This is a genomic window from Bacillus sp. LL01 (assembly GCF_001037965.1).
The window spans coordinates 1-20269 of the sequence record NZ_LFEL01000011.1 but is presented as its reverse complement, the minus strand read 5'-3'; the positions used below and the strand labels follow the sequence as shown (position 1 = coordinate 20269).

Genomic DNA, 20269 nt, shown 5'->3' with positions numbered 1-20269 from the left:
ATTACTTTTTTTGATTTTTTGAGAAAAGTAGTTGACGAAGAAAATAAATTTATGATAATATTAAAATTTTGATAAAAAATAGTATATGTGTTATGCTTAAGAAGGATACAAAATATGGAGGTGGATTATTTGTTTAATATTGGCGATAACATTGTTTATCCAATGCACGGAGTAGGTATAATTAAGGACATAGAAGAAAAGGAAATTTCAGGGGAAAAACAACAGTATTATGTTATAAGAATGTTAATCAGTAATATGCAAGTCATGATTCCTACTGGTAAAATATTGAGTTCAAGTGTACGCCCAGTTACTGACATAATTGCATTGAAACACATCATAGACATTTTTCAGCATGGAGAATCTGATAGATTACTGCCGTGGAAACAAAGGTTTAAAGTGAACACGGACAAAATTAAAACGGGCAAAATACAAGAAGGTGCTGAAGTTGTACGTGATTTAATGCGTATGAAGAAAGAGAAAGCACTTAATTCAAGCGAAAAAAGAATGTTGAATAACGCAAATGAATTTTTGATTAGTGAACTGAGATTAATTAAAGGAATCACTGAAAATCAAATAAAAAGCTTTTGTTAAGGTTAACTTTTAGGAATGTGAATAATTTTTAAAAGTTCAAAGACACCCTACTTCTTAAACTCACTTTTGGAGCATTAACCTCTTTTGTTATTTCTACAACTTAATCCATTTTTATTATTAGGCTGTTTTCGTAAACTTTGTTGCTATTTCGTATTTTTACAACGACCGTAATAATTGTTGCTGTCGTGCTCTTTTCTTGGTTATTCGGAGAGATTGCATGATATTTTGAAATTAGATACTCGGTAAAAAGTCCAATTCCCGACTTTTTACAAGCGAATAGCAACAATCTTTGAGAAAAGAGCCTATTATTACGTAAAAGAGACAAATCGATAGTAACACCATAAGGTCAACAACAAAAATGGTTTCCAGACTAGGAAACCATTTTTTTGTGACTTTAATTAAAGCCGGAGCTCGTTTCTCCTGAAGATGATGCGACATCCTTTTGCGGTCGGGAAGGTGTTACACGTTGAAGGTTGTTCTGAAGAAGTTGTTCCTGAGGGGATTTTGCACGATACACTAGAGGATACCGAAACCTATTATGAAAGCTCGGAGGAAGAGTTCGGTGTCCGCATCGACTTCCATTTCTACCGTAATATCTTCGTTTTAAGAAGACAACCTGCCGTCCTCTTCACTGATCATCTATAAACTTTTCCTTTCAGTAAGAAATCCACTTTTATTGACGTGGGTAGAGGAACCTGCGACTCTTCTAAAAACAAGTGGAGAAAAAGGTTTTTTGCTCTCCACTTGGTTCATAGGGATTTATTAGACAGCCGCAAAATTAATTTAATGTGGGCTCATGATAATTTATTTAGATTATACACCAGGGGTAACTAAAACATCATAATGAACATTAAGACAATATTTCCCCCTGCATCTTCCTTCTCCAGGTGGACAACTAATACTAACTCCCGTAAGATTTAGAACCGAAATGGATCGAGTATTTCTAGGAGTAACATCAAATGAGGTATCAGGTAAATCTTTCCGTGAAACGGTGACTGTCACAAAATCGCCGCATCCACTTTCAAAATAAACACTAACAGTACCAGCCGTTTGTGCTAGAGCATCAAAAAAAGTTTGATCCAGAAACCATAGGACTTCCGGTCCTGTCCCGCAAGCAATGTCAAAGTTTCCGCAAAATTCATCTGTAGCTAAAGTACCAGTCTGTTGGTTATCATCAGGACAGCATGCATTACATCCCATCTTTTCACCCCCCTATACAGTATTAAATGTAGAAAATAAATAATTGGTATTAGGCAAAAGCACAATTTTTAATTTTCATTGCTCCTTTTGTGAAAATGCAATCGATGGTAGATAATGCATAATCATAGGTACACCTTTTCAATAATAATGCATATTTTATAGAAGCCCAAAAAAAGACGGTAGAGAGAAGGTAGTTAGCTGTTGAAGTAAGGCGAATTGATTGACCTGCAGGAGAACACTTCGATTTTAAAAGGGGAGCAGGAATGTGTTGGATAAAAAGAACTGCAGTATAAAGTGTGTGAGTGTAGAGAAAGTGTATGATTGGGTTATTGTCCCTTTGCAATTTACTAGGTGTATAGATATACCTATAACTATACGAGAAGTTACCGATAAAGTTTGTGGGAATTTTGAGATAGCTGCGACCGAACAGAGCAGCATACTTTGGGAATCCGCCCTTCCGACCCCCTTGACTGGATCCGTTTCCTTATCGTTGAGAAATGGTAGCTTAAGTGACTTGGATCTCATTATAAACGGGAAGACAATTGAAACAGGGGATGGGAAACAGTATAACCTAACTTTTTCATCATTGAGTAGTGTGGGGATTTTAAATAATAATCCTCTAATCACTGTAAGGGGAAAATATTGTCTTACAATTCATTATGCCTTCTTAAGTGAACATAATGAGAATTTATGGAATTGCGGGGAAGGGGATTGTTATTTGTCTAATGAGTGTGGAAACCCAATTCCCTTTGGTGAAATTATATGCAAAGAAATGGGAGAGCGAAAAAATAAAGAAATCATGCTCCCTAATGGAGACCGGACTGTATTACAAAAAGTAAGCTTAAGTAAGCAAGGTTGGATAGGTTTAACTTACGATGGGAGACGACAATCTTGTGTAATCCCTTTTATTAAAGTGGAGCAGGTTTTATTGTGTGCTCCTGAAGGGACTAACATTCATTGTGAAGTCACGGATTTCTCTTGCCGAATTAGCTCTATTACAGAACTGGATAAATGCTGGCGTATAGAAATCTTCATAGAAATTTGCCAAAGTGTAGAGGTGACCGGAATTACAACCTTGGAGATTCCAGCGCGGTAATTGTTCACCGAATCATCTTTCTGAGGAAAGGATCTTCTTGAAATTAAAACTTTGGTACACCACTTTTCGTATTCACCTTAAGAAAAGTTTAGAATGCTGGCCACCTTGCATATAGAGAGAGCTATAAAAACATTGTTATCACGTAATTTTACGATGCCTAAACCTGTTTCTAAAATTTCCATGTTGGATAAATTATTAAATGCTGGACCAAGGGCATCTACATCCGCTGTCATTATTTCATTAAAAAACTCTCGTACAGGTCTTTCGCAGCAGCTACACTCTCCATCACCTGGAAGAGGAGGAGGTAATAAGGCGATGTTCTGCACTTGAGTGTTCTGTACACCAACAACCAAACAAATAGGAAGAGCAATAGTGTTAGCACCTTGTCGGATGATGACGATATAATCATTAACAGATAATATGGTAGCGCTCGGATAAGTGCCTGAACTCGAATCTGTAGTCCCTATTCGCACAACCCGACCAATCAACTGCTCTAATACATATTGCATGGGATCTACGCAACAATCACAAAAGCTGGAACCGCTTGGATCTGGGCAACACCCACAACCTCCCGTATTACACATCTCTATGAACCTCCTTCTCTACTCGATCTTCTAAATACGTTCTGATATATTGTTTGCATTTATATTTCCTCCAATTTTGTTACTTACTCTATTAGATGCTAGAAACGTAGACGATTCTTGGACTAATATAGGAGACGGAAAAGATTACTCATTTATTTTAAATGGAGAAGGTGCTTTAGAAAAGGCTGACTCAATATATCAGTTAATGACCTTTGCAAACTTTTCAATCCGGTTGCTATGCCTCTAGGATAATTAATACTTAATCTATTTAAAGTTTGTGTTAAAGCGGCTTTTGACGGGAAGGGACAGATAAAATATGATAAAGGAAAATGATAATGGTTAGGGGTTTGATGGATGAGAGTGTTGTTGGTGGAGGATGATAGGACGATTGCTGTTGGTTTGGAGTATTCTCTTCGGCAGGAGGGATATGAGACAATTCTTTGTCATGATGTCCAATCAGCTGAGTTGGTGATTAGTGAAAGGCTTGATGAGATAGATCTATGTTTATTTGATTTGTCCTTACCTGATGGAAGCGGCTATGACCTTTGCGGACAGGTGAAGAAGCGTGGAGACAAACCGGTTATTTTTCTAACGGCCTTTGATGATGAGGTAAATGTGGTGATGGGGCTTGATATGGGAGCGGACGATTATATTACGAAGCCATTCAGGATCCGTGAGCTACTTTCCCGAATTAAATCGGTCTTACGTCGCTACCATAAGCAGCCTGAACAGGCAAAAACCTACATAGATATTGAAGACATCCGTATTAATGCATTGGAAGGAAAAGTATTCAAAAATGGGGAAGAGGTAATGCTGACCGCATTGGAATACCGGCTGTTGATGATTTTCGCCAATCATATCGGACAGGTACTGACTAGAGCTCAACTTCTTGACCGCATATGGGATGTGGCAGGCGATTTCGTCAATGACAATACGCTGACAGTGTATATCAAGCGCTTGCGGGAAAAGTTGGAGGACAATCCTCAAAGCCCCGTGATCATCAGAACCGTTCGCGGAATGGGCTACAAGGCAGGTCAATGATATGTTGCGAAACAGAGAAATCCAACTATACCTTATCATCATGATCATGATCGGTGCTGTAGTCAGTGGGGGAGCAGCCTTTTTCTTGAACGTATCTGCAGCAATACTGGTTCTTATAACATCCGTGCTACTTATTGCTTGTAGTTTGATTTTCACCAGGTGGAGGTACCGGGAAATCGAAAACCTTTCGGGGTATTTACGCCGTATCAGCAATGGCGATTATGAATTGGATGTCCGTGACAATCATGAAGGTGAACTGAGTATTTTAAAAAGCGATATCTATAAAGTCACCCTGATGCTTTCAGAGCAGAGTTCCTACTTGGAACAGGATAAAATCAAATTAACGAATGCAATTTCAGATATCTCGCATCAACTGAAAACCCCACTTACCTCCATGATGGTCATGGCTGATTTGCTCAGTGGTAATAAGCTAGATGAATCGAAGCGGGCTGAATTCACCCAGAATATCCGTGTTCAATTGGAAAGAATCGAGTGGCTTGTCTCTTCTCTATTAAAATTATCAAAAATTGATGCAGGTACTGTTATCTTTAAAAAAGACCAAGTTTTAGTCCATGATCTTATTGAAAGGGCTGTGCAGCCGGTGTTGATTCCAATGGATATTAAGGAGCAGACTTTATTGGTGGAAGGGGACGACTCTGTCACTTTTACAGGAGATAATCATTGGACAGCAGAAGCGCTGATTAATATTTTGAAAAACTGTGTGGAACATACTTCAGTCGGCGGCCGAGTTTCCATTTCATTCTCGGAAAACCCCCTTTATACAGAAATCAAGATAAAGGATAATGGGCAGGGAATTCCTAAGGAAGATCTGCCCTATATTTTCAGGCGTTTTTATAAAGGGAAAAATGCAGGAGAGGACAGCGTTGGCATCGGGCTTGCGATGGCATACAGCATCATCACCAGCCAGCAGGGGGATATCGAGGTCAGAAGCGAACAAGAAAACGGGACAGAGTTTCATATTAAGTTTTATAACAAGGCCAGCACCTAACATAAGGGGATAGGTTCGTCAGGTGGGACATGAATCTGTCCCCTTAAGTGACTAAACTGTCACGATAGAAGTCACTTTATAGTCATCTTAGGCAGATATACTAAGGTTACATTTGAAAATAGGCTGTTTTCGTAAACTTTGTTGCTTCTTCGTATTTATAAATCAACCGTTATATTCCTAGCTATCGTGCTCTTTTCCTGGCTATACGGGATATACTGCATGCCTAATTTAGAGTCGATAGGCTATAAAAAGTCCAATTGCCGACTTTTTACTATGAATAGCAACAATCTTTGAGAAAAGAGCCTAAATTATGGAGGGAATGCAATGAGCATTTTACAAATAGAAAATCTGTCTAAGGTATATGGTAAGGGAGATACAGCGGTAAAGGCATTGGATGATGTATCGTTTTCAGTTAAAAAAGGAGAATTTGTCGCGATCATCGGTCCATCTGGATCCGGTAAATCAACTCTGCTCCATTTACTCGGTGGAGTGGACAGACCGTCAAGTGGGAAGGTACTAGTTGATAACACCGATATCTATCAATTGAATGAAACACAGCTGGCAATTTTCAGACGCAGGCAAATCGGATTAATCTATCAGTTTTATAATCTGATCCCAATTTTGACGGTGGAAGAGAATATGACGCTGCCGTTGCTCTTGGATGAACACAAAGTCGACCAAAAGCAGTTCAATGACATCTCGTCCATTTTGGGATTGACGAATCGTCTGAATCACTTGCCCAATCAGCTTTCCGGGGGACAGCAGCAGCGAGTATCCATCGGCAGGGCGCTAATCAGCAATCCGGCGATTATACTAGCTGATGAGCCAACAGGTAATCTCGACAGCAAAAATAGCGGCGAGATCATGGAGCTTCTGAAAATGTTTAACAAAACCTTTAATCAGACCCTTATCGTCATTACCCACGATGAAAGGATTGCCCTGCAGGCTGACCGTGTGATTGAAATCAATGATGGAAAAGTTGCCAAGGACGAGGTGATCCGTCCATGAACATCGTCAATAAGTTGACATTAAGGCATTTGAAGAAAAATAAGAGAAGGACACTTGTGACCATCATTGGGGTGATCATATCAGTTGCGATGGTGACGGCCGTCGCGACGCTTGGAGTCTCCTTTCTCGATCTTTTGAAAAGACAGTCCATTGCAGACAATGGAGAGTGGCATGTTCAATATAAAAATGTAACCAGGGATCAGATAAAAGCTATTGGTGAAGATGAAAATACAAAAAGTTTGATCCTCTCCAGCGATGTGGGCTATTCGAAATTGGAAGGAGATGAGGTGACAGATAAGCCCTATCTCTTTTTTAAAGGATACAATGAGGAGGGCTTAAAACAATTTCCAATTGAGTTAAGCAGTGGACGCCTTCCTAAAGTGGCGAACGAAGTGGTCGTATCGGAGCATATTGCGAAAGACACAGGGATTCAATATGAAATTGGCGATGAAATGACCGTTGAAATTGGGAATCGCACGATGGAAGGTGAACTAGTACCCTTGTTGCAGAACTATTCGGTTCAGAGGGGGGAAGAGGGATATCTTGAAAACTTGGAAATCCACACAACAGCAACCTTCACCGTTGTAGGCACAATCGAAAGACCTTCTTGGGAGCAGCCTTGGGCACCAGGATACACAGTGATCAATTATATTGATAAGGAAAATGTAACGGCGAGTGTCGATGCTATTGTGGTTGTAAATAAACTCAATGGATCACTATTTAAACAGGCATCACAACTTGCTGAGCAAAACGATATAGTTGGGGTGGGTTTCAATGATGAATTGCTCCGCTTTTATGGTATCACAGACAATGATAACCTCCATACGACCATGTATTCCTTGGCAGGCATCATCATTGCTGTCATCATCATCGGATCGGTATCACTGATTTATAACGCGTTCGCAATCAGTGTTTCAGAACGGGCAAGGCATTTAGGTATGCTTTCGAGTGTGGGGGCGACCAAAAGACAAAAACGTAATTCCGTCTTTTTCGAAGGGGCAGTAATCGGGTTGATCAGTATCCCGATTGGCGTATTAGCCGGTCTCGGTGGTATAGCAGTCACATTTATGTTCATTAATAATTTTATTGCGGGTGCATTAGGGACATCCGAAAGACTTGAGGTCATTGCGACACCAGCGTCCATTCTAATTGCATGTCTGATCTCAAGTGCAACCATTTTCATTTCCACCTACATGCCGGCACGTAAAGCATCTAAAGTCTCAGCCATTGATGCGATTCGTCAGACGCAGGATATAAAATTAACAGGTAAAGGGGTCAAAACCTCCAAGTTAGTCAGAAAAATTTTCGGCTTGGAAGCGGAAATCGGAATGAAAAATGTAAAAAGGAATAAAAAAAGGTATTATGCCACACTCTTTTCACTCGTCATCAGCATCATCCTTTTCTTATCTGTATCTTTCTTCACGAATAATTTAAGCAGATCCGTGGAAATGTCTCAGAACGGAACCGATTTTGATATTTTAGTTTCAGGAAGCAACGGAGATGTTTCCGACCTTGAATCCTTGGTTCGTATAGAAGGTGTAACGGGTTATAGCCTCCAAAAGACTGTTCAGTTAACGTCATTAATAGGAAAAGATAAATTTACTAAAGAGTTGATCGCTGTTATCGAAAAAGAAAATATAGAACTTCAAGATGGCAGATATCAATATTACGTCAATGTATATGGCTTGAGTGAAAGTAGTTTTCAAGAGTATGCCGATAAGGTCGGTACGGACGCGGAAACCTATCAGGATTTAGAAGATCCGAAAGCCATCATTATTGAAAAAATATCTTATCAGGATTACGAAGCATCCAAGTTTGTGGAAACAAAATCGATCAACACTAAACCTGGTGATGCAATCGAGCTCCAATTTACCGATTATGAAATAAATGAGAGCACCACGCTTGCGGAACTTGAAGTAGGTGCACTGACAGACGAGGTCCCTATGGGAAACAATACAGCCGGAATCGGCGGTTTGGATATAGTCGTACCGATGGAAACTTTGGATGCCATTCTCAATGAGAAGGCAGGTAGCGAGGTACAATCATACCTTTACCTAAATAGCAGCGATCCCATGGAGACGCAGGAAGCACTAGAAGAAGTCGTTCCCTCATCCATGTATATTTATAACGTCTTTCAAAGCAGAGAGCGTGACCAACAAATGATCTTGTTCTTATCGGTCTTCACCTATGGATTCATTGCATTGATTTCTTTGATTTCCATTGCCAATATCTTTAATACCATTTCTACTAGCATCTCCTTGCGAAAGAGAGAATTTGCGATGCTGAAGTCTGTCGGAATGACCCCGAAAGGCTTTAACAAAATGATCAATTATGAAAGCATCTTCTACGGAGTGAATGCGCTGCTATTTGGCTTACCGATCAGTATCGCTATCATGTATCTGATCCATCGTTCCGTAAACGAAACATTTGAATACGGTTTTAGTCTGCCTTGGCTTGATATCCTTTTTGTAGTAGTCGCCATTTTCATCATCGTCGGCTCGGCCATGCTGTATTCCATCTCCAAAATCAAGAAAGAAAACATCATCGACGGATTGAAACAAGAGAATATTTAAGAAGAAAAGATGAGCCGGTTTAACCTGCTCATCTTTTCTTCTTTTGGTGGATGTGCCAGGCCTGCACACATTCTGTAGGGTGGGAGTCATTCTACAAAATCAGCTCTCTATAAGCAATGCTTATAACCAAACATAAAATAACAGTCATTTCTATTATGCCTCCCCTTGAGTATGATGGAAGTATATTCTAATAACACAGGAGGGATTGCCATGTCATTTACTATTAATAAAATTGACCACGTCCAGCTTGCTATGCCAAAGGGGCTTGAGGAAAAAGCATGTATATTTTATGGTGACATTTTGGGCTTTGAAGAAATGGAAAAGCCGGAGACGCTTAGAAAAAGGGGTGGGGTGTGGTTTACGAGAGGGGCGGTTCACCTTCATTTAGGGGTGGAAGAGCCATTTGTTGCTGCTAAAAAAGCACATCCGGCCTTTGAGGTTTACCTAATAGAAGAATTTAAAAGTTATTTAAGCTCACAGACGGTGGATTTCACAGTGGATGAAAATCTGCCTGGGGCAAATAGAATTTATGTTAATGATCCTTTTGGAAACAGGTTGGAGTTTTTAGAATGGCTTTAAGTTCGGAGTGGTTCTACAGGCTTGAAAGAGTTTGGTCAAAACTATAACTTGAAGCCCTTTTATCCAATAAAGGCGATGAAGAAGTGGGGCGAGGAACCTGTCCCTGCTATCCTCAAACTAATTTTTCAACCACTTCACTACCTTAATCCTTGTACCTTGTTGAAGCGCTGAATCTATCAAAAATTCATCCATCAACCGCTTCACCCCTGGCAACCCTGCACCTAAACTGTTTGAGGTGGTAAAGCCGTCTTCCATCGCTTTTTTTACACTAACTATTCCAGGGCCATTATCGGCCACAACGACTAGCAAACCAGGTACATACTTATGTATAACTTCAATGGAAATGGTGCCGTCCCCCGCGTACTTGACCACGTTTCTGGCTAGCTCAGAGATAGCTGTGGTAATGCGGACTTGATCTATGTGGTTAAATCCAAGATTGGTGGCTACTTCACGTCCAAGCTTTCTTACAAGGATAATATCTTTTTCATCTTTAATCGTCATTTGGTGCTTAATGTTCATATCTTCAACCCTCCAAGGGTAAAGTGCGTATTCTTCATAGGATATGTGAAATATTTCCAACAAAAAAAGCCAAAAAGCAGGGTAGGAACACCCTCTTTTTGGCTTATGTCTAGTTCCATGCCTAGATCATTACTGCCTGCGGTTACGTGTGTGGGGATAGAATAAAAACGATGATGCTTTTATCCATTGTAAAATCCCAGTTAACAAATATATCGTCTATCTTTGCATCTAAATAATCTTCAAATAATTCTTTTCTTTGATATAGAAGCCTTTTTTCAAGTTTTCGCTTGGCTATTGTCAATGCTTCTTCATATCCCAAATCTATAAGTTCTTGTTCGATTTTCACTAGAATACCTTTTCTCATTACAACTAGAGTACGGTTACTTAACATGTGAGAATAGGTGACCTCAGGGTACTTTTCTGCCTCTTCGCTTACTAGTGAGATTTCTCTTTCCACTAGACTGCTATTCTGGTAGTTGTATTCATGAAGATTGGAGAGTTCTGCACCCATTCCGACAAGCAGACCTGAACCTTTTTTGAAAGACCAGTCATAGTAGAATTCTTTCACATCTATACCTGTAACAGCATGGATAAATCCCATCATTTCCGGAGCGAGCTTTTGCATCATTTTATCACGTGTCTCTTCAACTGTCACCACGTGATGTTCTTCGAGAAGCAGTTGTTCCATAGGAGTGAGGAAGTTACGTAAATAAATCGCTACATAAGGAGCAGAAATACTCACAAAAACGGACTCAGGCCCTTTGCCAAAATGCTTTCTAAGAATTCTTCCTATACCACTTGATAATTCCGATTGCTGAACTTTTACTCCCATTTCTTCATCCCTTTAAGAACAAGTCATCTGATCATTGTTCCGTGAATTTAGTATAAGGGCATGTTTTATGTAAATAGGAATATAAAGTTTACCATTACATGTAACGGCCACTTACTTTTGTTCATTACACCCTTTAAATGTATTTATTCTACAAAAGAACGAAGAATCCTTCCTCCGAACTATTTTTTCGTTTTTCATTTAGAGTGAATAATACCATCCTAACATAGTTTCCTGTTATTCTTATATATAAGGAATATTTAAAATATTCTTCGTATATAAAAGGGTTTTTATGACAAAAAGCGAATATAGTGTAGGTTAGGTATCAAATTTATTTGTTTATTTTGTCGTTTCATATACAAACATAGAGTATCTAGGGGGTACAGTTGATGGAAACTTCACAGTTACAGGTTAAGCGTATATTAGATAATATCGGAAATGTCATGATTGGGAAGGAGCAGGTGGCGGAACTTAGCATCGTCGCGTTGCTAGCAGGGGGGCACGTATTGCTTGAGGATGTTCCGGGAGTCGGGAAGACGTTGATGGTTCGTTCCTTGGCAAAGTCGATAGGTGCGAATTTCAAGCGTATCCAGTTTACGCCTGACCTATTGCCATCTGATGTAACAGGTAGCTCTATCTATAACCCGAAGGAATTGAAGTTTGAATTCAGGCCAGGTCCTATCATGGGGGACATTGTGTTGGCGGATGAAATTAACCGTACATCACCGAAAACACAAGCTGCCTTACTGGAAGGGATGGAAGAGGGAAGCGTGACAGTAGATGGAAACACCCTCTCTTTGGGAAGTCCGTTCTTCGTCATGGCCACTCAGAATCCTATTGAATATGAAGGGACCTATCCGTTACCGGAAGCGCAGCTGGACCGTTTTCTTTTCAAAATGAACATGGGTTACCCATCGCCTCAGGATGAAGTGAATATTTTACATAGTACTGAAAAGAAGCAGCCGATCAATGAACTCCAGGCCGTTATCACTTTGGAGGAGTTACAGGAGATGCAGAAGCAAGTGAAAGGTGTCCATGTGGATGTGACGGTTAAGGAGTACATCGTGGATATGGTCAACCGTACCCGTACCCATCAGTCCGTCTATCTTGGAGCAAGCCCTCGTGGTTCTGTAGCGCTGATGAAGGCTGCCCAGGCCTATGCGTATATCCATGGCAGGGATTATGTGGTACCGGATGATATCCAATACTTGGCTCCTTACGTATTGCCGCACCGAATTATCTTGAAATCGGAAGCGAAGTTTGAGGGAATGACGGCAGAGCAAGTGGTGAAGAAGGTTATTGACCGTACGCCAATCCCTGTGCAAAGGTCGATGAGCAGATAATGAAGTTATTTTTTCAGAAAACAAAAAGAATCTGGAAATTGGTTTCCTTTCTGCTGCTTGTGGTGGTCACCTTTGTGTATGCCATGTTTCAAGGGGGCTTTGTCAGCTGGTTCTTGTTTATCAGCTTTCTTCCCTTCGCCATGTATGCCTTTTTAATCTTGTTATATCCTCTGAAGGATTTTGATGTGTCAAGGACAATCAACCAGGAGAAGTACCGAGCAGGGGACCGTCTCGTTGGCACGATTACACTGAGACGGACAGCACCGGTCCCGCTTGCATTTCTTTTGGTGGAGGAAATACTTCCTAACAATCTATTATTCTGCCAGCAGACCAAGCAGGCTAAACGCATCCTTTTTCCGTGGTTTAAAAGCACCGTGACGATTCAATATGCGCTGGACCGCCTTCCTCGCGGGGAGCATTCGTTGACCGGTATTCGTATGGTGACGGGTGATTTTCTCGGATTGATTGAAAAAGAGAGAGTGATAGAGCTGGATCATCATTTTCTGGTGTACCCGAACTATGTGGAGATGACCTATAGGCAAAACGAGAATAAATTCGACCAGGGTTCCACCTCCTCCAAAATGAAAATGGTGCGCGATACGTCCATGACAGTTGGTGTCAGGGAGTATCAGCCGGGAGATCGCTTCTCCTGGATTGATTGGAAAGCGACTGCCCGTCGGAATGATATTATGACGAAAGAATTTGAACAGCAGCAATCGCATGATGTCATGCTGTTTCTCGACCGTTCCCAATCATCTTCTTTTGAAAGTGCGGTCAGCTACAGTGCTGCATTAACGAAGGCAATCCTGAAATATGGTTCACAGGTCGGCCTTGTATCCGTTGGGGAAGACAGGTCTATCTTTTCCTTGCGGAGCGGCGAGGAGCAATTTGCGGAAATCTATTATCATCTAGCAAAAATCCAACCGAATAGCAGAAGGGATTTTTCTAAAGTGATAGAGATGGAGATAGGGAAGTTTCAGCAGACAGTAACGTTCCTTTTTATAACAGGTAAGCTTGTGAAAGGGATGGTGGAAAGCCTCGAAAAACTTTCTCCCCGTCATCTTCATCTTGAAGTACATATTACAAAGGATGAAGGAGTTCGTCTGACGAAAGAAGAGCTGGCCTATATGGACCAGTTGAAACGCCGTAACATTTTTGTGAAGACTGTTTACCCAAGTAAACCTGCGACTGATGTCATAAGTGAGGTGAGTTAGCTATGGCCAAGTCCAATCCATATCAGCGCAATGGTTATGCTTTCCTTATGCATGTATTCGGTTTTGTTCTACTTCTGGAGTGGATACTTCCTTTGAAGGATGTCACCGATACAGCTAATCTGTATGTATTTGTGGTGTTCCTGCTCCTATCATTCGCCCTCTCTTTTTTGCAGATCATCCCATTGTTGAGTTTTTTCGTTCATCTGGGGTTCATGTTTTACTTTATTCATATCATCTACTATATGGATGGAAGGTTTTTAAGTAAAGACTGGTTTTCTTACCTATGGAATGACATGAAGTATAACGCCAATGTCATTTGGGCGGCGGATTGGGTAGGGATGACAGGTATGTTCCGGAGTATCCTATTGTTTATCTTGTTATGGCTTGTAAGCTATCTGGTCATCTACTGGATCCTTTACCGCAAACAGATGCTTCTGTTTGTCATTTTTACCATCACATACGTTGCCATCCTTGATACTTTCTCTCCTTACCAAGGGGATGGAGCGATTGTACGATTGATGATTGTGGGACTTTCCATTGTCGGATTTGTCCATCTAGAGCGGTTGAAAGAGCGGGAAGGTGTCTATAAAAATAGCAAGCTCCTGTTTGGGTGGGGTATTCCGCTGACGATATTCATTCTGTTATCGGCAACAGTAGGTTACCTGTCACCAAAAGCAGAACCGATCTGGCCTGATCCTGTTCCATTTCTGACAGGACTCGGTAACGGGGACGGACCTGGTAGAGGGAATGGCGTCCGCAAAATCGGGTACGGGGAAAATGATTCACGCCTTGGCGGTCCGTTCGTCCCGGATGACAGTGTTGTATTTCAGACGGAGCTGACCCGTACCCATTATTGGCGCGTCGAAACGAAGGACATCTATACAGGGAAAGGCTGGGATTCCACAGATGGAGAGCGGGTGGAGCTTGGTGAAGGGGTAAATGACCAGGTTTCCTGGATGAGCGATTCAGTGGAAACTGACGCCCTTACCGCGACACTGAAAATGGAAAAAACGTACCCGCATATCAATTACCCATTAGGTCTGACGGAAATACAAGCTGAAGATACCTTCTACAGGCTTAATGATAGTACAGAGAAAATCACAACAGTGGACGGGAACGACGAATCGGTTGAACTCGAAGAATACCGGGTGAACTACGAGTTTCCAAGGTATTATATAGAAGCGTTGAAGGGAGCGGAACCGGGAACAGGCGAGGAGGGTAACGAGGAATTTATCGAGCGTTACACACAATTGCCAGATTCCTTGCCAGATCGAGTGGTTGATCTGGCCGAGGAAATCACGGGTTCCTTCCCGAGCCGCTTTGACAAGGTCAATGCGGTGGAAAGATACTTCCGAAACAACGATTTTGTCTATGAAACGACAGATGTTGCCGTCCCGACCGGTAATCAGGACTATGTAGACCAGTTCCTGTTTGAGACGATGCAAGGATATTGTGATAACTTCTCCACTTCCATGGTTGCCCTGCTGCGTGCAGTGGATATTCCGGCAAGATGGGTGAAGGGCTACACACAAGGGGAGTTTGTGGATGTCACCGATAACTCCACCCGGATTTTTGAAGTGACCAATAATAATGCTCACTCATGGGTGGAAGTGTACTATCCGGAAGTCGGTTGGGTAACGTATGAACCGACAAGCGGCTTCTCCAATCCGTACCGTTTTGTGTACCAGTCCGCAGAGGAGAACACGGGTGAAGCGGGCGAAAATGAGGATGTGGAACAACCTGAAAGACCGGAAAGGGATGAAAGTGACATTCCCGAACTTGATCCGGGCGAAGATGAAGGGGCAGCTGGAGCTTCCGATTCGGCTGGCGGTGGCGGATCAGGCTTAGCGATTTCCTGGAAGCCTGTATTACTTTTTGTAGCAACGTTTTTGGCGGCAGGTCTTGTAGTATTTTTCGGCCGTAACAAGTGGATCCCTTATCTGTATATCATCCGCTATAAAGGCAAAAAGGAGGAGGATACCTTCAATAGAGCATATCCTGCCTTGCTTAGACAGCTGCATGCAGTCGGTCTCATCCGAAAAGATGGTCAAACACTGCGCGAGTACGCAAAGTATATTGACGACCATTACGATACAAATGACATGCAATCGCTGACGGCCAATTACGAGCGCGTTCTCTACCGAGGGGATTCCTCAGAACACGAATGGGAGAAATCGGTGGAATTATGGGAAAATTTAATTAAAAAGACATCATCTTGACCTCTCTTAACTTGGTTGATAGAATAAGGACAATTAAATCAAGAAATATAATTATTGGCTTCATATATCCTCGATAATATGGTTCGAGAGTCTCTACCGGGTTGCCGTTAACTACCCGACTATGAAGGCAGTTCTTTTTACCTAGTGTGGTAGTTTGAATTTGAATGACACAATTCCTTCAAACACCCTCTAGTAAACTAGAATTCTGCCTTCTTATGTATATATGAGGGGAAAATTCTAGTTTTTTTGTGTTTAAAGGGTGTTTTTCTGATTTCCCTGTAGATTGCAGTGCAAGGTGTGAGACTCCGGCGGGAGGTAGCGGTAGACTTGAGACCCCGCAACGAAGTGAGGAGGCTCAAGCACCGCCCCGCGGAAAGCGAACACCTGGAACGGAAATCTACAGGAGTTAAACAGATTAACTTACTTTTTAAAACGCAGGCTATTTAAAGGCATATATTTCCTTTTATGGGTCAAAATAAACGGAACAATATGCTCCGAAAATTAATTATCTATGAGGTGAATTCGGGTGGAAGGTATTCAAGAAATGGTCGTCGTCCTCGACTTCGGCAGTCAATATAATCAATTAATTACGCGACGTATCCGTGAATTCGGTGTGTACAGTGAGCTTCATCCACATACAATTACAGCAGAAGAAATCAAAAAAATGAACCCAAAAGGAATCATCCTCTCCGGCGGACCTAACAGTGTATATGGAGAAAATTCCTTCCGTTGCGACGAGGAAATCTTCGAGCTTGGCATTCCTGTTTTAGGTATTTGCTACGGTATGCAACTGATGACGATGCACTTTGGTGGAATCGTGGAAAAAGCAAGCCACCGCGAATACGGAAAAGCTCTTGCTACTGTATCCAACCAATCCACATTATATCAGGAAATTCCAGAGCAACAGGTCGTATGGATGAGCCATGGAGATCTTGTTGTCGGAGCACCAGAAGAGTTTGCTATTGACCTGACAAGCCCGGCATGTCCAATCGCTGGTATCAGTAATGAAGACAAAAAAATGTATGGTGTTCAATTCCATCCAGAGGTACGTCACTCTGTATATGGAAACGACCTGCTTAGAAATTTCGTCTATAATATTTGCGGCTGCACAGACAGCTGGACGATCGAGAACTTCCTTGAAATTGAAACGCAAAAGATCCATGACATTGTTGGCGACAAGAAAGTGCTTTGTGCACTAAGCGGTGGTGTGGACTCTTCCGTTGTTGCTGTACTGATTCATAAAGCAATCGGAGACCAATTGACTTGTATATTCGTAGATCACGGCTTGCTCCGCAAAAATGAAGCGGATGCCGTTATGAAAACATTCTCTGAAGGCTTTAATATGAATGTCATCAAAGTGGACGCTAAAGACCGCTTCCTTAACAAACTGAAAGGTGTTTCCGACCCTGAGCAAAAACGGAAGATCATCGGGAACGAATTCATCTATGTGTTTGATGACGAGGCTTCCAAGCTTGAAGGTATCGACTACCTAGCTCAAGGTACCCTCTACACAGATATCATTGAGAGTGGAACAGCAACAGCACAAACAATCAAATCCCATCACAATGTGGGCGGACTTCCAGAAGACATGCAGTTCCAACTGATCGAGCCGTTGAACACATTGTTCAAAGATGAAGTTCGTGCATTAGGTTCGGAACTAGGAATTCCGGATGAAATTGTTTGGCGCCAGCCGTTCCCAGGACCTGGACTAGGAATCCGAGTACTTGGTGAAATCTCTGATGAGAAACTAGAGATTGTCCGTGAATCTGATCACATCCTTCGTGAAGAGATCAAGAAAGCGGGACTTGACCGTGACATCTGGCAATACTTCACGGTGCTTCCAGACATCCGCAGTGTCGGCGTAATGGGAGACCAACGTACGTACGATTACACAATCGGTATTCGTGCGGTAACATCCATCGATGGAATGACGTCTGATTGGGCGCGTATCCCGTGGGATGTGCTTGAGATTATCTCGACACGTATCGTAAACGAAGTGGACCATATTAACCGCGTGGTGTATGACATTACAAGTAAGCCGCCTGCAACAATTGAGTGGGAATAGAATAGAGTAAGAGCCGGCTGGAGAGCTTCCAGTCGGCTCTTTTTGGTTAAAAACGAACGTTAGTAAAAATTATTTGTCGAATGTTCGCTTTTTGTGTTGACGAATCTCTGTGAGCTTGGTAATATGAAAAAAGAAATTATCATACATTATATAGTTCAAATCTCGTATAAATTTGGGAATATGGCCCAAAAGTTTCTACCAGGCTACCGTAAACGGCTTGACTACGAGGTAATAGGATTTAGATATGTTCGCCCTCCATTTATTTTGGCTGGTGCTGCTGACTATTCCTATCCTCGTCTGTTAATCGTTAACGCTCCTGGTTTATGCCAGGGGCGTTTTCTAGTTTTTACGAATTATCTTGAGGAGGATTCAGCATGAAAAATTATTTTGAGTTTGACAAACACGGTACAAGCTACAAAACAGAATCCATTGCAGGGCTTACAACATTCCTGGCAATGGCCTATATACTAATCGTTAATCCACTCATGCTTTCCTTGGCGAGTGTAGGGGATTATCCTGATGCACTTCGCATGGACCAAGGTGCGATCTTCACTGCGACAGCACTATCGGCAGCAATCGGCTGTTTGATCATGGGCCTCTATGCAAAATACCCAATCGCTCTAGCACCAGGAATGGGCCTTAACGCATTCTTCGCCTATTCCGTTGTACTTGGCATGGGCATTCCTTGGCAAACGGCATTAGCAGGCGTGTTGGTTTCAGGTATCATCTTTATATTCTTAACTCTATTCGGTATTCGTGAAAAAATCATCAACGCTATCCCTGCGGAACTGAAATATGCAGTAGGAGCTGGTATCGGACTCTTCATCACTTTCATAGGCTTGCAAAATGCCGGCGTCATCGTTGGTGACGAAGTGGTTCTTGTAGCACTAGGAGATTTGACTAACGGAAATACATTACTTGCAATCTTCGGTCTAGTAATCACGGTCATCCTGATGGTAAGAGGATTAAAAGGCGGCATCTTCTTCGGGATTGTCATTACAGCAGTTGTTGGTATGCTGTTCGGGCTAATTGACCGCCCTGAGCAAGTAGTAGGTGCAGTTCCAAGTATGGACTCCACTTTCGGAGCGGCATTTGCTAGTCTTGGAGATATCTTCACGATCCAAATGCTAGTCGTTATCCTTACATTCTTGTTCGTTGACTTCTTCGATACAGCAGGAACACTGGTTGCAGTTGCAAACCAAGCAGGATTCATGAAAGACAACAAACTCCCAAGAGCAAACAAAGCACTATTCGCAGATTCTGCAGCAACAGTAGCGGGAGCAGTACTTGGAACATCCACTACCACTTCCTACATTGAATCATCTTCCGGTGTAGCTGCTGGAGGGAGAACAGGATTTACATCTGTAGTAACGGCAGGATTGTTTATATTGTCACTAGTGTTCTTCCCATTACTTTCTGTCATAACAGAACCTGTTACAGCACCAGCCTTAATTATTGTAGGTGTACTAATGGTATCCGCACTAGGTAAAATTGATTGGAACAAATTCGAGATTGCAGTTCCTGCTTTCTTAACGGTTATTGCAATGCCATTGACTTACAGCATCGCAACAGGTATTGCAGTAGGGTTCATCTTCTACCCGATTACAATGATTATGAAGGGTAGGGCGAAAGAGATCCACCCTATCATGTACGCTTTGTTTGTAATCTTCATCCTGTACTTTGTTTTCTTGATTGAATAGATTAATAGAATAGAAGGAAATCCCCGCAGGATTGAGCGGGGATTTTTCTTTGGAAAAATGTTTGGGAGATTGTGGAGGTGGTACCCATATAATAAGAGGTTGAGGTGAAGGATATTTTATATAGAAGAAAGAGATTCTAAATTATAAAAGAAACCACTCTTACAATATCAGATTATAATTATATTAAAAAAGTAGTTGACCTTAATGTTGGTGACGTGGTATATTATTATTCGTTGCCGCATAACACGAAATGTTGTTTCGGAGTAATGATTGCAACAAAAACTTTAAAAAACATGTTGACGAAAAACACGCAGCATGATATAGTAATTAAGTCGCCACAGAGCGACAGAAAATGATCTTTGAAAACTAAACAAAACAACAGCGTCAAACGTTAATCCTACGGGATTAACAAATGAACGAAAAGCAAGACAAGCTAGCAAATTTTGAGCAAAAGCTCAAACTCTTTATTGGAGAGTTTGATCCTGGCTCAGGACGAACGCTGGCGGCGTGCCTAATACATGCAAGTCGAGCGGACTTCTTAAAAGCTTGCTTTTAAGAAGTCAGCGGCGGACGGGTGAGTAACACGTGGGCAACCTGCCTGTGAGACTGGGATAACTTCGGGAAACCGGAGCTAATACCGGATAATATAAGGAACCTCCTGGTTCTTTATTGAAAGATGGTTTCGGCTATCACTTGCAG

17 protein-coding genes, 1 rRNA gene and 2 riboswitches are annotated in these 20269 nt (G+C 41.8%); of the genes, 14 read left to right on the top strand and 4 right to left on the bottom strand.

What is annotated here, in order from left to right; translation table 11 throughout:
• The first annotated feature begins 129 nt into the window (after positions 1-129).
• Together AB685_RS20545 and AB685_RS20540 are read left to right on the top strand one after the other, a co-directional pair.
• Positions 130-591: a CarD family transcriptional regulator gene (locus AB685_RS20545; RefSeq protein WP_198530554.1), complete on the top strand. Its 462-nt coding sequence runs from the start codon at positions 130-132 to the stop codon at positions 589-591.
• A 426-nt stretch (positions 592-1017) separates the two neighbouring features.
• Positions 1018-1236: a hypothetical protein gene (locus tag AB685_RS20540; protein ID WP_047972457.1), complete on the top strand. Its 219-nt coding sequence runs from the start codon at positions 1018-1020 to the stop codon at positions 1234-1236.
• A gap of 168 nt (positions 1237-1404) precedes the next feature.
• Here the strand turns inward: AB685_RS20540 and AB685_RS20535 are convergent, their stop codons facing one another.
• On the bottom strand, positions 1405-1791 hold the full coding sequence (locus AB685_RS20535) for an S-Ena type endospore appendage (protein WP_047972456.1): 387 nt from the start codon (positions 1789-1791) through the stop codon (positions 1405-1407).
• A 298-nt stretch (positions 1792-2089) separates the two neighbouring features.
• Here AB685_RS20535 and AB685_RS20530 point away from each other — a divergent pair, with 298 nt between their 5' ends.
• Positions 2090-2887, top strand: a complete 798-nt coding sequence (locus tag AB685_RS20530; protein WP_198530552.1) for an S-Ena type endospore appendage — start codon at positions 2090-2092, stop codon at positions 2885-2887.
• Between the two features lie 77 nt (positions 2888-2964).
• Here the strand turns inward: AB685_RS20530 and AB685_RS20525 are convergent, their stop codons facing one another.
• Entirely contained in the window at positions 2965-3396 is a 432-nt protein-coding gene (locus tag AB685_RS20525; RefSeq protein ID WP_198530551.1) for a hypothetical protein, read from the bottom strand.
• A 429-nt stretch (positions 3397-3825) separates the two neighbouring features.
• Between AB685_RS20525 and AB685_RS20520 the strand changes: the two genes are divergently transcribed.
• The 5 genes from AB685_RS20520 (at position 3826) to AB685_RS20500 (ending at position 9681) form a co-directional block, all read left to right on the top strand.
• Positions 3826-4512 (top strand): response regulator transcription factor, encoded by a 687-nt coding sequence (locus tag AB685_RS20520; protein ID WP_047972453.1) that lies wholly within the window; start codon positions 3826-3828, stop codon positions 4510-4512.
• A gap of 1 nt (position 4513) precedes the next feature.
• Positions 4514-5521 (top strand): HAMP domain-containing sensor histidine kinase, encoded by a 1008-nt coding sequence (locus AB685_RS20515; protein WP_047972452.1) that lies wholly within the window; start codon positions 4514-4516, stop codon positions 5519-5521.
• Positions 5522-5845: 324 nt separating this feature from the next.
• The gene (locus AB685_RS20510) at positions 5846-6529 is read left to right on the top strand and encodes an ABC transporter ATP-binding protein (protein WP_047972451.1); all 684 of its coding nucleotides are present in this window, start codon (positions 5846-5848) and stop codon (positions 6527-6529) included.
• Positions 6526-9102, top strand: coding sequence for an FtsX-like permease family protein (locus AB685_RS20505; RefSeq protein ID WP_047972450.1), 2577 nt, complete (start codon positions 6526-6528; stop codon positions 9100-9102). The genes AB685_RS20510 and AB685_RS20505 overlap by 4 nt, the downstream gene beginning before the upstream one ends.
• Before the next feature lie 210 nt (positions 9103-9312).
• Positions 9313-9681 carry a VOC family protein gene (locus AB685_RS20500; protein ID WP_047972449.1) on the top strand — a complete coding sequence of 123 codons (369 nt, stop codon included), beginning with the start codon at positions 9313-9315 and terminating at the stop codon, positions 9679-9681.
• A gap of 117 nt (positions 9682-9798) precedes the next feature.
• On the opposite strand, the gene AB685_RS20495 is transcribed toward AB685_RS20500, so the two are convergent.
• Positions 9799-10200 (bottom strand): anti-sigma regulatory factor, encoded by a 402-nt coding sequence (locus tag AB685_RS20495; RefSeq protein ID WP_047972448.1) that lies wholly within the window; start codon positions 10198-10200, stop codon positions 9799-9801.
• A gap of 142 nt (positions 10201-10342) precedes the next feature.
• Positions 10343-11032: a Na-translocating system protein MpsC family protein gene (locus AB685_RS20490; RefSeq protein ID WP_047972447.1), complete on the bottom strand. Its 690-nt coding sequence runs from the start codon at positions 11030-11032 to the stop codon at positions 10343-10345.
• A gap of 386 nt (positions 11033-11418) precedes the next feature.
• On the opposite strand from AB685_RS20490, the gene AB685_RS20485 reads away from it, so the two are divergent.
• From AB685_RS20485 to AB685_RS20455, 6 genes are all read left to right on the top strand, one after another.
• On the top strand, positions 11419-12372 hold the full coding sequence (locus tag AB685_RS20485; protein ID WP_047972446.1) for a MoxR family ATPase: 954 nt from the start codon (positions 11419-11421) through the stop codon (positions 12370-12372).
• On the top strand, positions 12372-13586 hold the full coding sequence (locus AB685_RS20480; RefSeq protein WP_047972445.1) for a DUF58 domain-containing protein: 1215 nt from the start codon (positions 12372-12374) through the stop codon (positions 13584-13586). The genes AB685_RS20485 and AB685_RS20480 overlap by 1 nt, the downstream gene beginning before the upstream one ends.
• A gap of 2 nt (positions 13587-13588) precedes the next feature.
• Entirely contained in the window at positions 13589-15805 is a 2217-nt protein-coding gene (locus AB685_RS20475) for a transglutaminase domain-containing protein (RefSeq protein ID WP_047972444.1), read from the top strand.
• A gap of 40 nt (positions 15806-15845) precedes the next feature.
• Positions 15846-15947: riboswitch (purine riboswitch) on the top strand.
• Between the two features lie 402 nt (positions 15948-16349).
• Complete coding sequence (gene guaA / locus AB685_RS20470; RefSeq protein WP_047972493.1) at positions 16350-17870, top strand: glutamine-hydrolyzing GMP synthase; 1521 nt, start codon at positions 16350-16352, stop codon at positions 17868-17870.
• Between the two features lie 142 nt (positions 17871-18012).
• Positions 18013-18114, top strand: a riboswitch (purine riboswitch).
• Between the two features lie 130 nt (positions 18115-18244).
• Entirely contained in the window at positions 18245-19570 is a 1326-nt protein-coding gene (locus tag AB685_RS20460; RefSeq protein ID WP_047972442.1) for an NCS2 family permease, read from the top strand.
• A gap of 464 nt (positions 19571-20034) precedes the next feature.
• A 16S ribosomal RNA gene (locus AB685_RS20455) occupies positions 20035-20269 on the top strand; the annotation flags it as partial.

What these genes read in the sequence shown, in the direction of transcription:
- AB685_RS20460 (WP_047972442.1), top strand. Translation starts at nt 18,245, where the DNA reads ATGAAAAATTATTTTGAGTTTGACAAACACGGTACAAGCTACAAAACA.
- AB685_RS20505 (WP_047972450.1), top strand. Translation starts at nt 6,526, where the DNA reads ATGAACATCGTCAATAAGTTGACATTAAGGCATTTGAAGAAAAATAAG.
- AB685_RS20500 (WP_047972449.1), top strand. Translation starts at nt 9,313, where the DNA reads ATGTCATTTACTATTAATAAAATTGACCACGTCCAGCTTGCTATGCCA.
- AB685_RS20475 (WP_047972444.1), top strand. Translation starts at nt 13,589, where the DNA reads ATGGCCAAGTCCAATCCATATCAGCGCAATGGTTATGCTTTCCTTATG.
- AB685_RS20480 (WP_047972445.1), top strand. Translation starts at nt 12,372, where the DNA reads ATGAAGTTATTTTTTCAGAAAACAAAAAGAATCTGGAAATTGGTTTCC.
- AB685_RS20520 (WP_047972453.1), top strand. Translation starts at nt 3,826, where the DNA reads ATGAGAGTGTTGTTGGTGGAGGATGATAGGACGATTGCTGTTGGTTTG.
- AB685_RS20510 (WP_047972451.1), top strand. Translation starts at nt 5,846, where the DNA reads ATGAGCATTTTACAAATAGAAAATCTGTCTAAGGTATATGGTAAGGGA.
- guaA (WP_047972493.1), top strand. Translation starts at nt 16,350, where the DNA reads ATGGTCGTCGTCCTCGACTTCGGCAGTCAATATAATCAATTAATTACG.
- AB685_RS20485 (WP_047972446.1), top strand. Translation starts at nt 11,419, where the DNA reads ATGGAAACTTCACAGTTACAGGTTAAGCGTATATTAGATAATATCGGA.
- AB685_RS20535 (WP_047972456.1), bottom strand. Translation starts at nt 1,791, where the DNA reads ATGGGATGTAATGCATGCTGTCCTGATGATAACCAACAGACTGGTACT.
- AB685_RS20495 (WP_047972448.1), bottom strand. Translation starts at nt 10,200, where the DNA reads ATGAACATTAAGCACCAAATGACGATTAAAGATGAAAAAGATATTATC.
- AB685_RS20515 (WP_047972452.1), top strand. Translation starts at nt 4,514, where the DNA reads ATGTTGCGAAACAGAGAAATCCAACTATACCTTATCATCATGATCATG.
- AB685_RS20490 (WP_047972447.1), bottom strand. Translation starts at nt 11,032, where the DNA reads ATGGGAGTAAAAGTTCAGCAATCGGAATTATCAAGTGGTATAGGAAGA.
- AB685_RS20540 (WP_047972457.1), top strand. Translation starts at nt 1,018, where the DNA reads ATGATGCGACATCCTTTTGCGGTCGGGAAGGTGTTACACGTTGAAGGT.
- AB685_RS20525 (WP_198530551.1), bottom strand. Translation starts at nt 3,396, where the DNA reads ATGCAATATGTATTAGAGCAGTTGATTGGTCGGGTTGTGCGAATAGGG.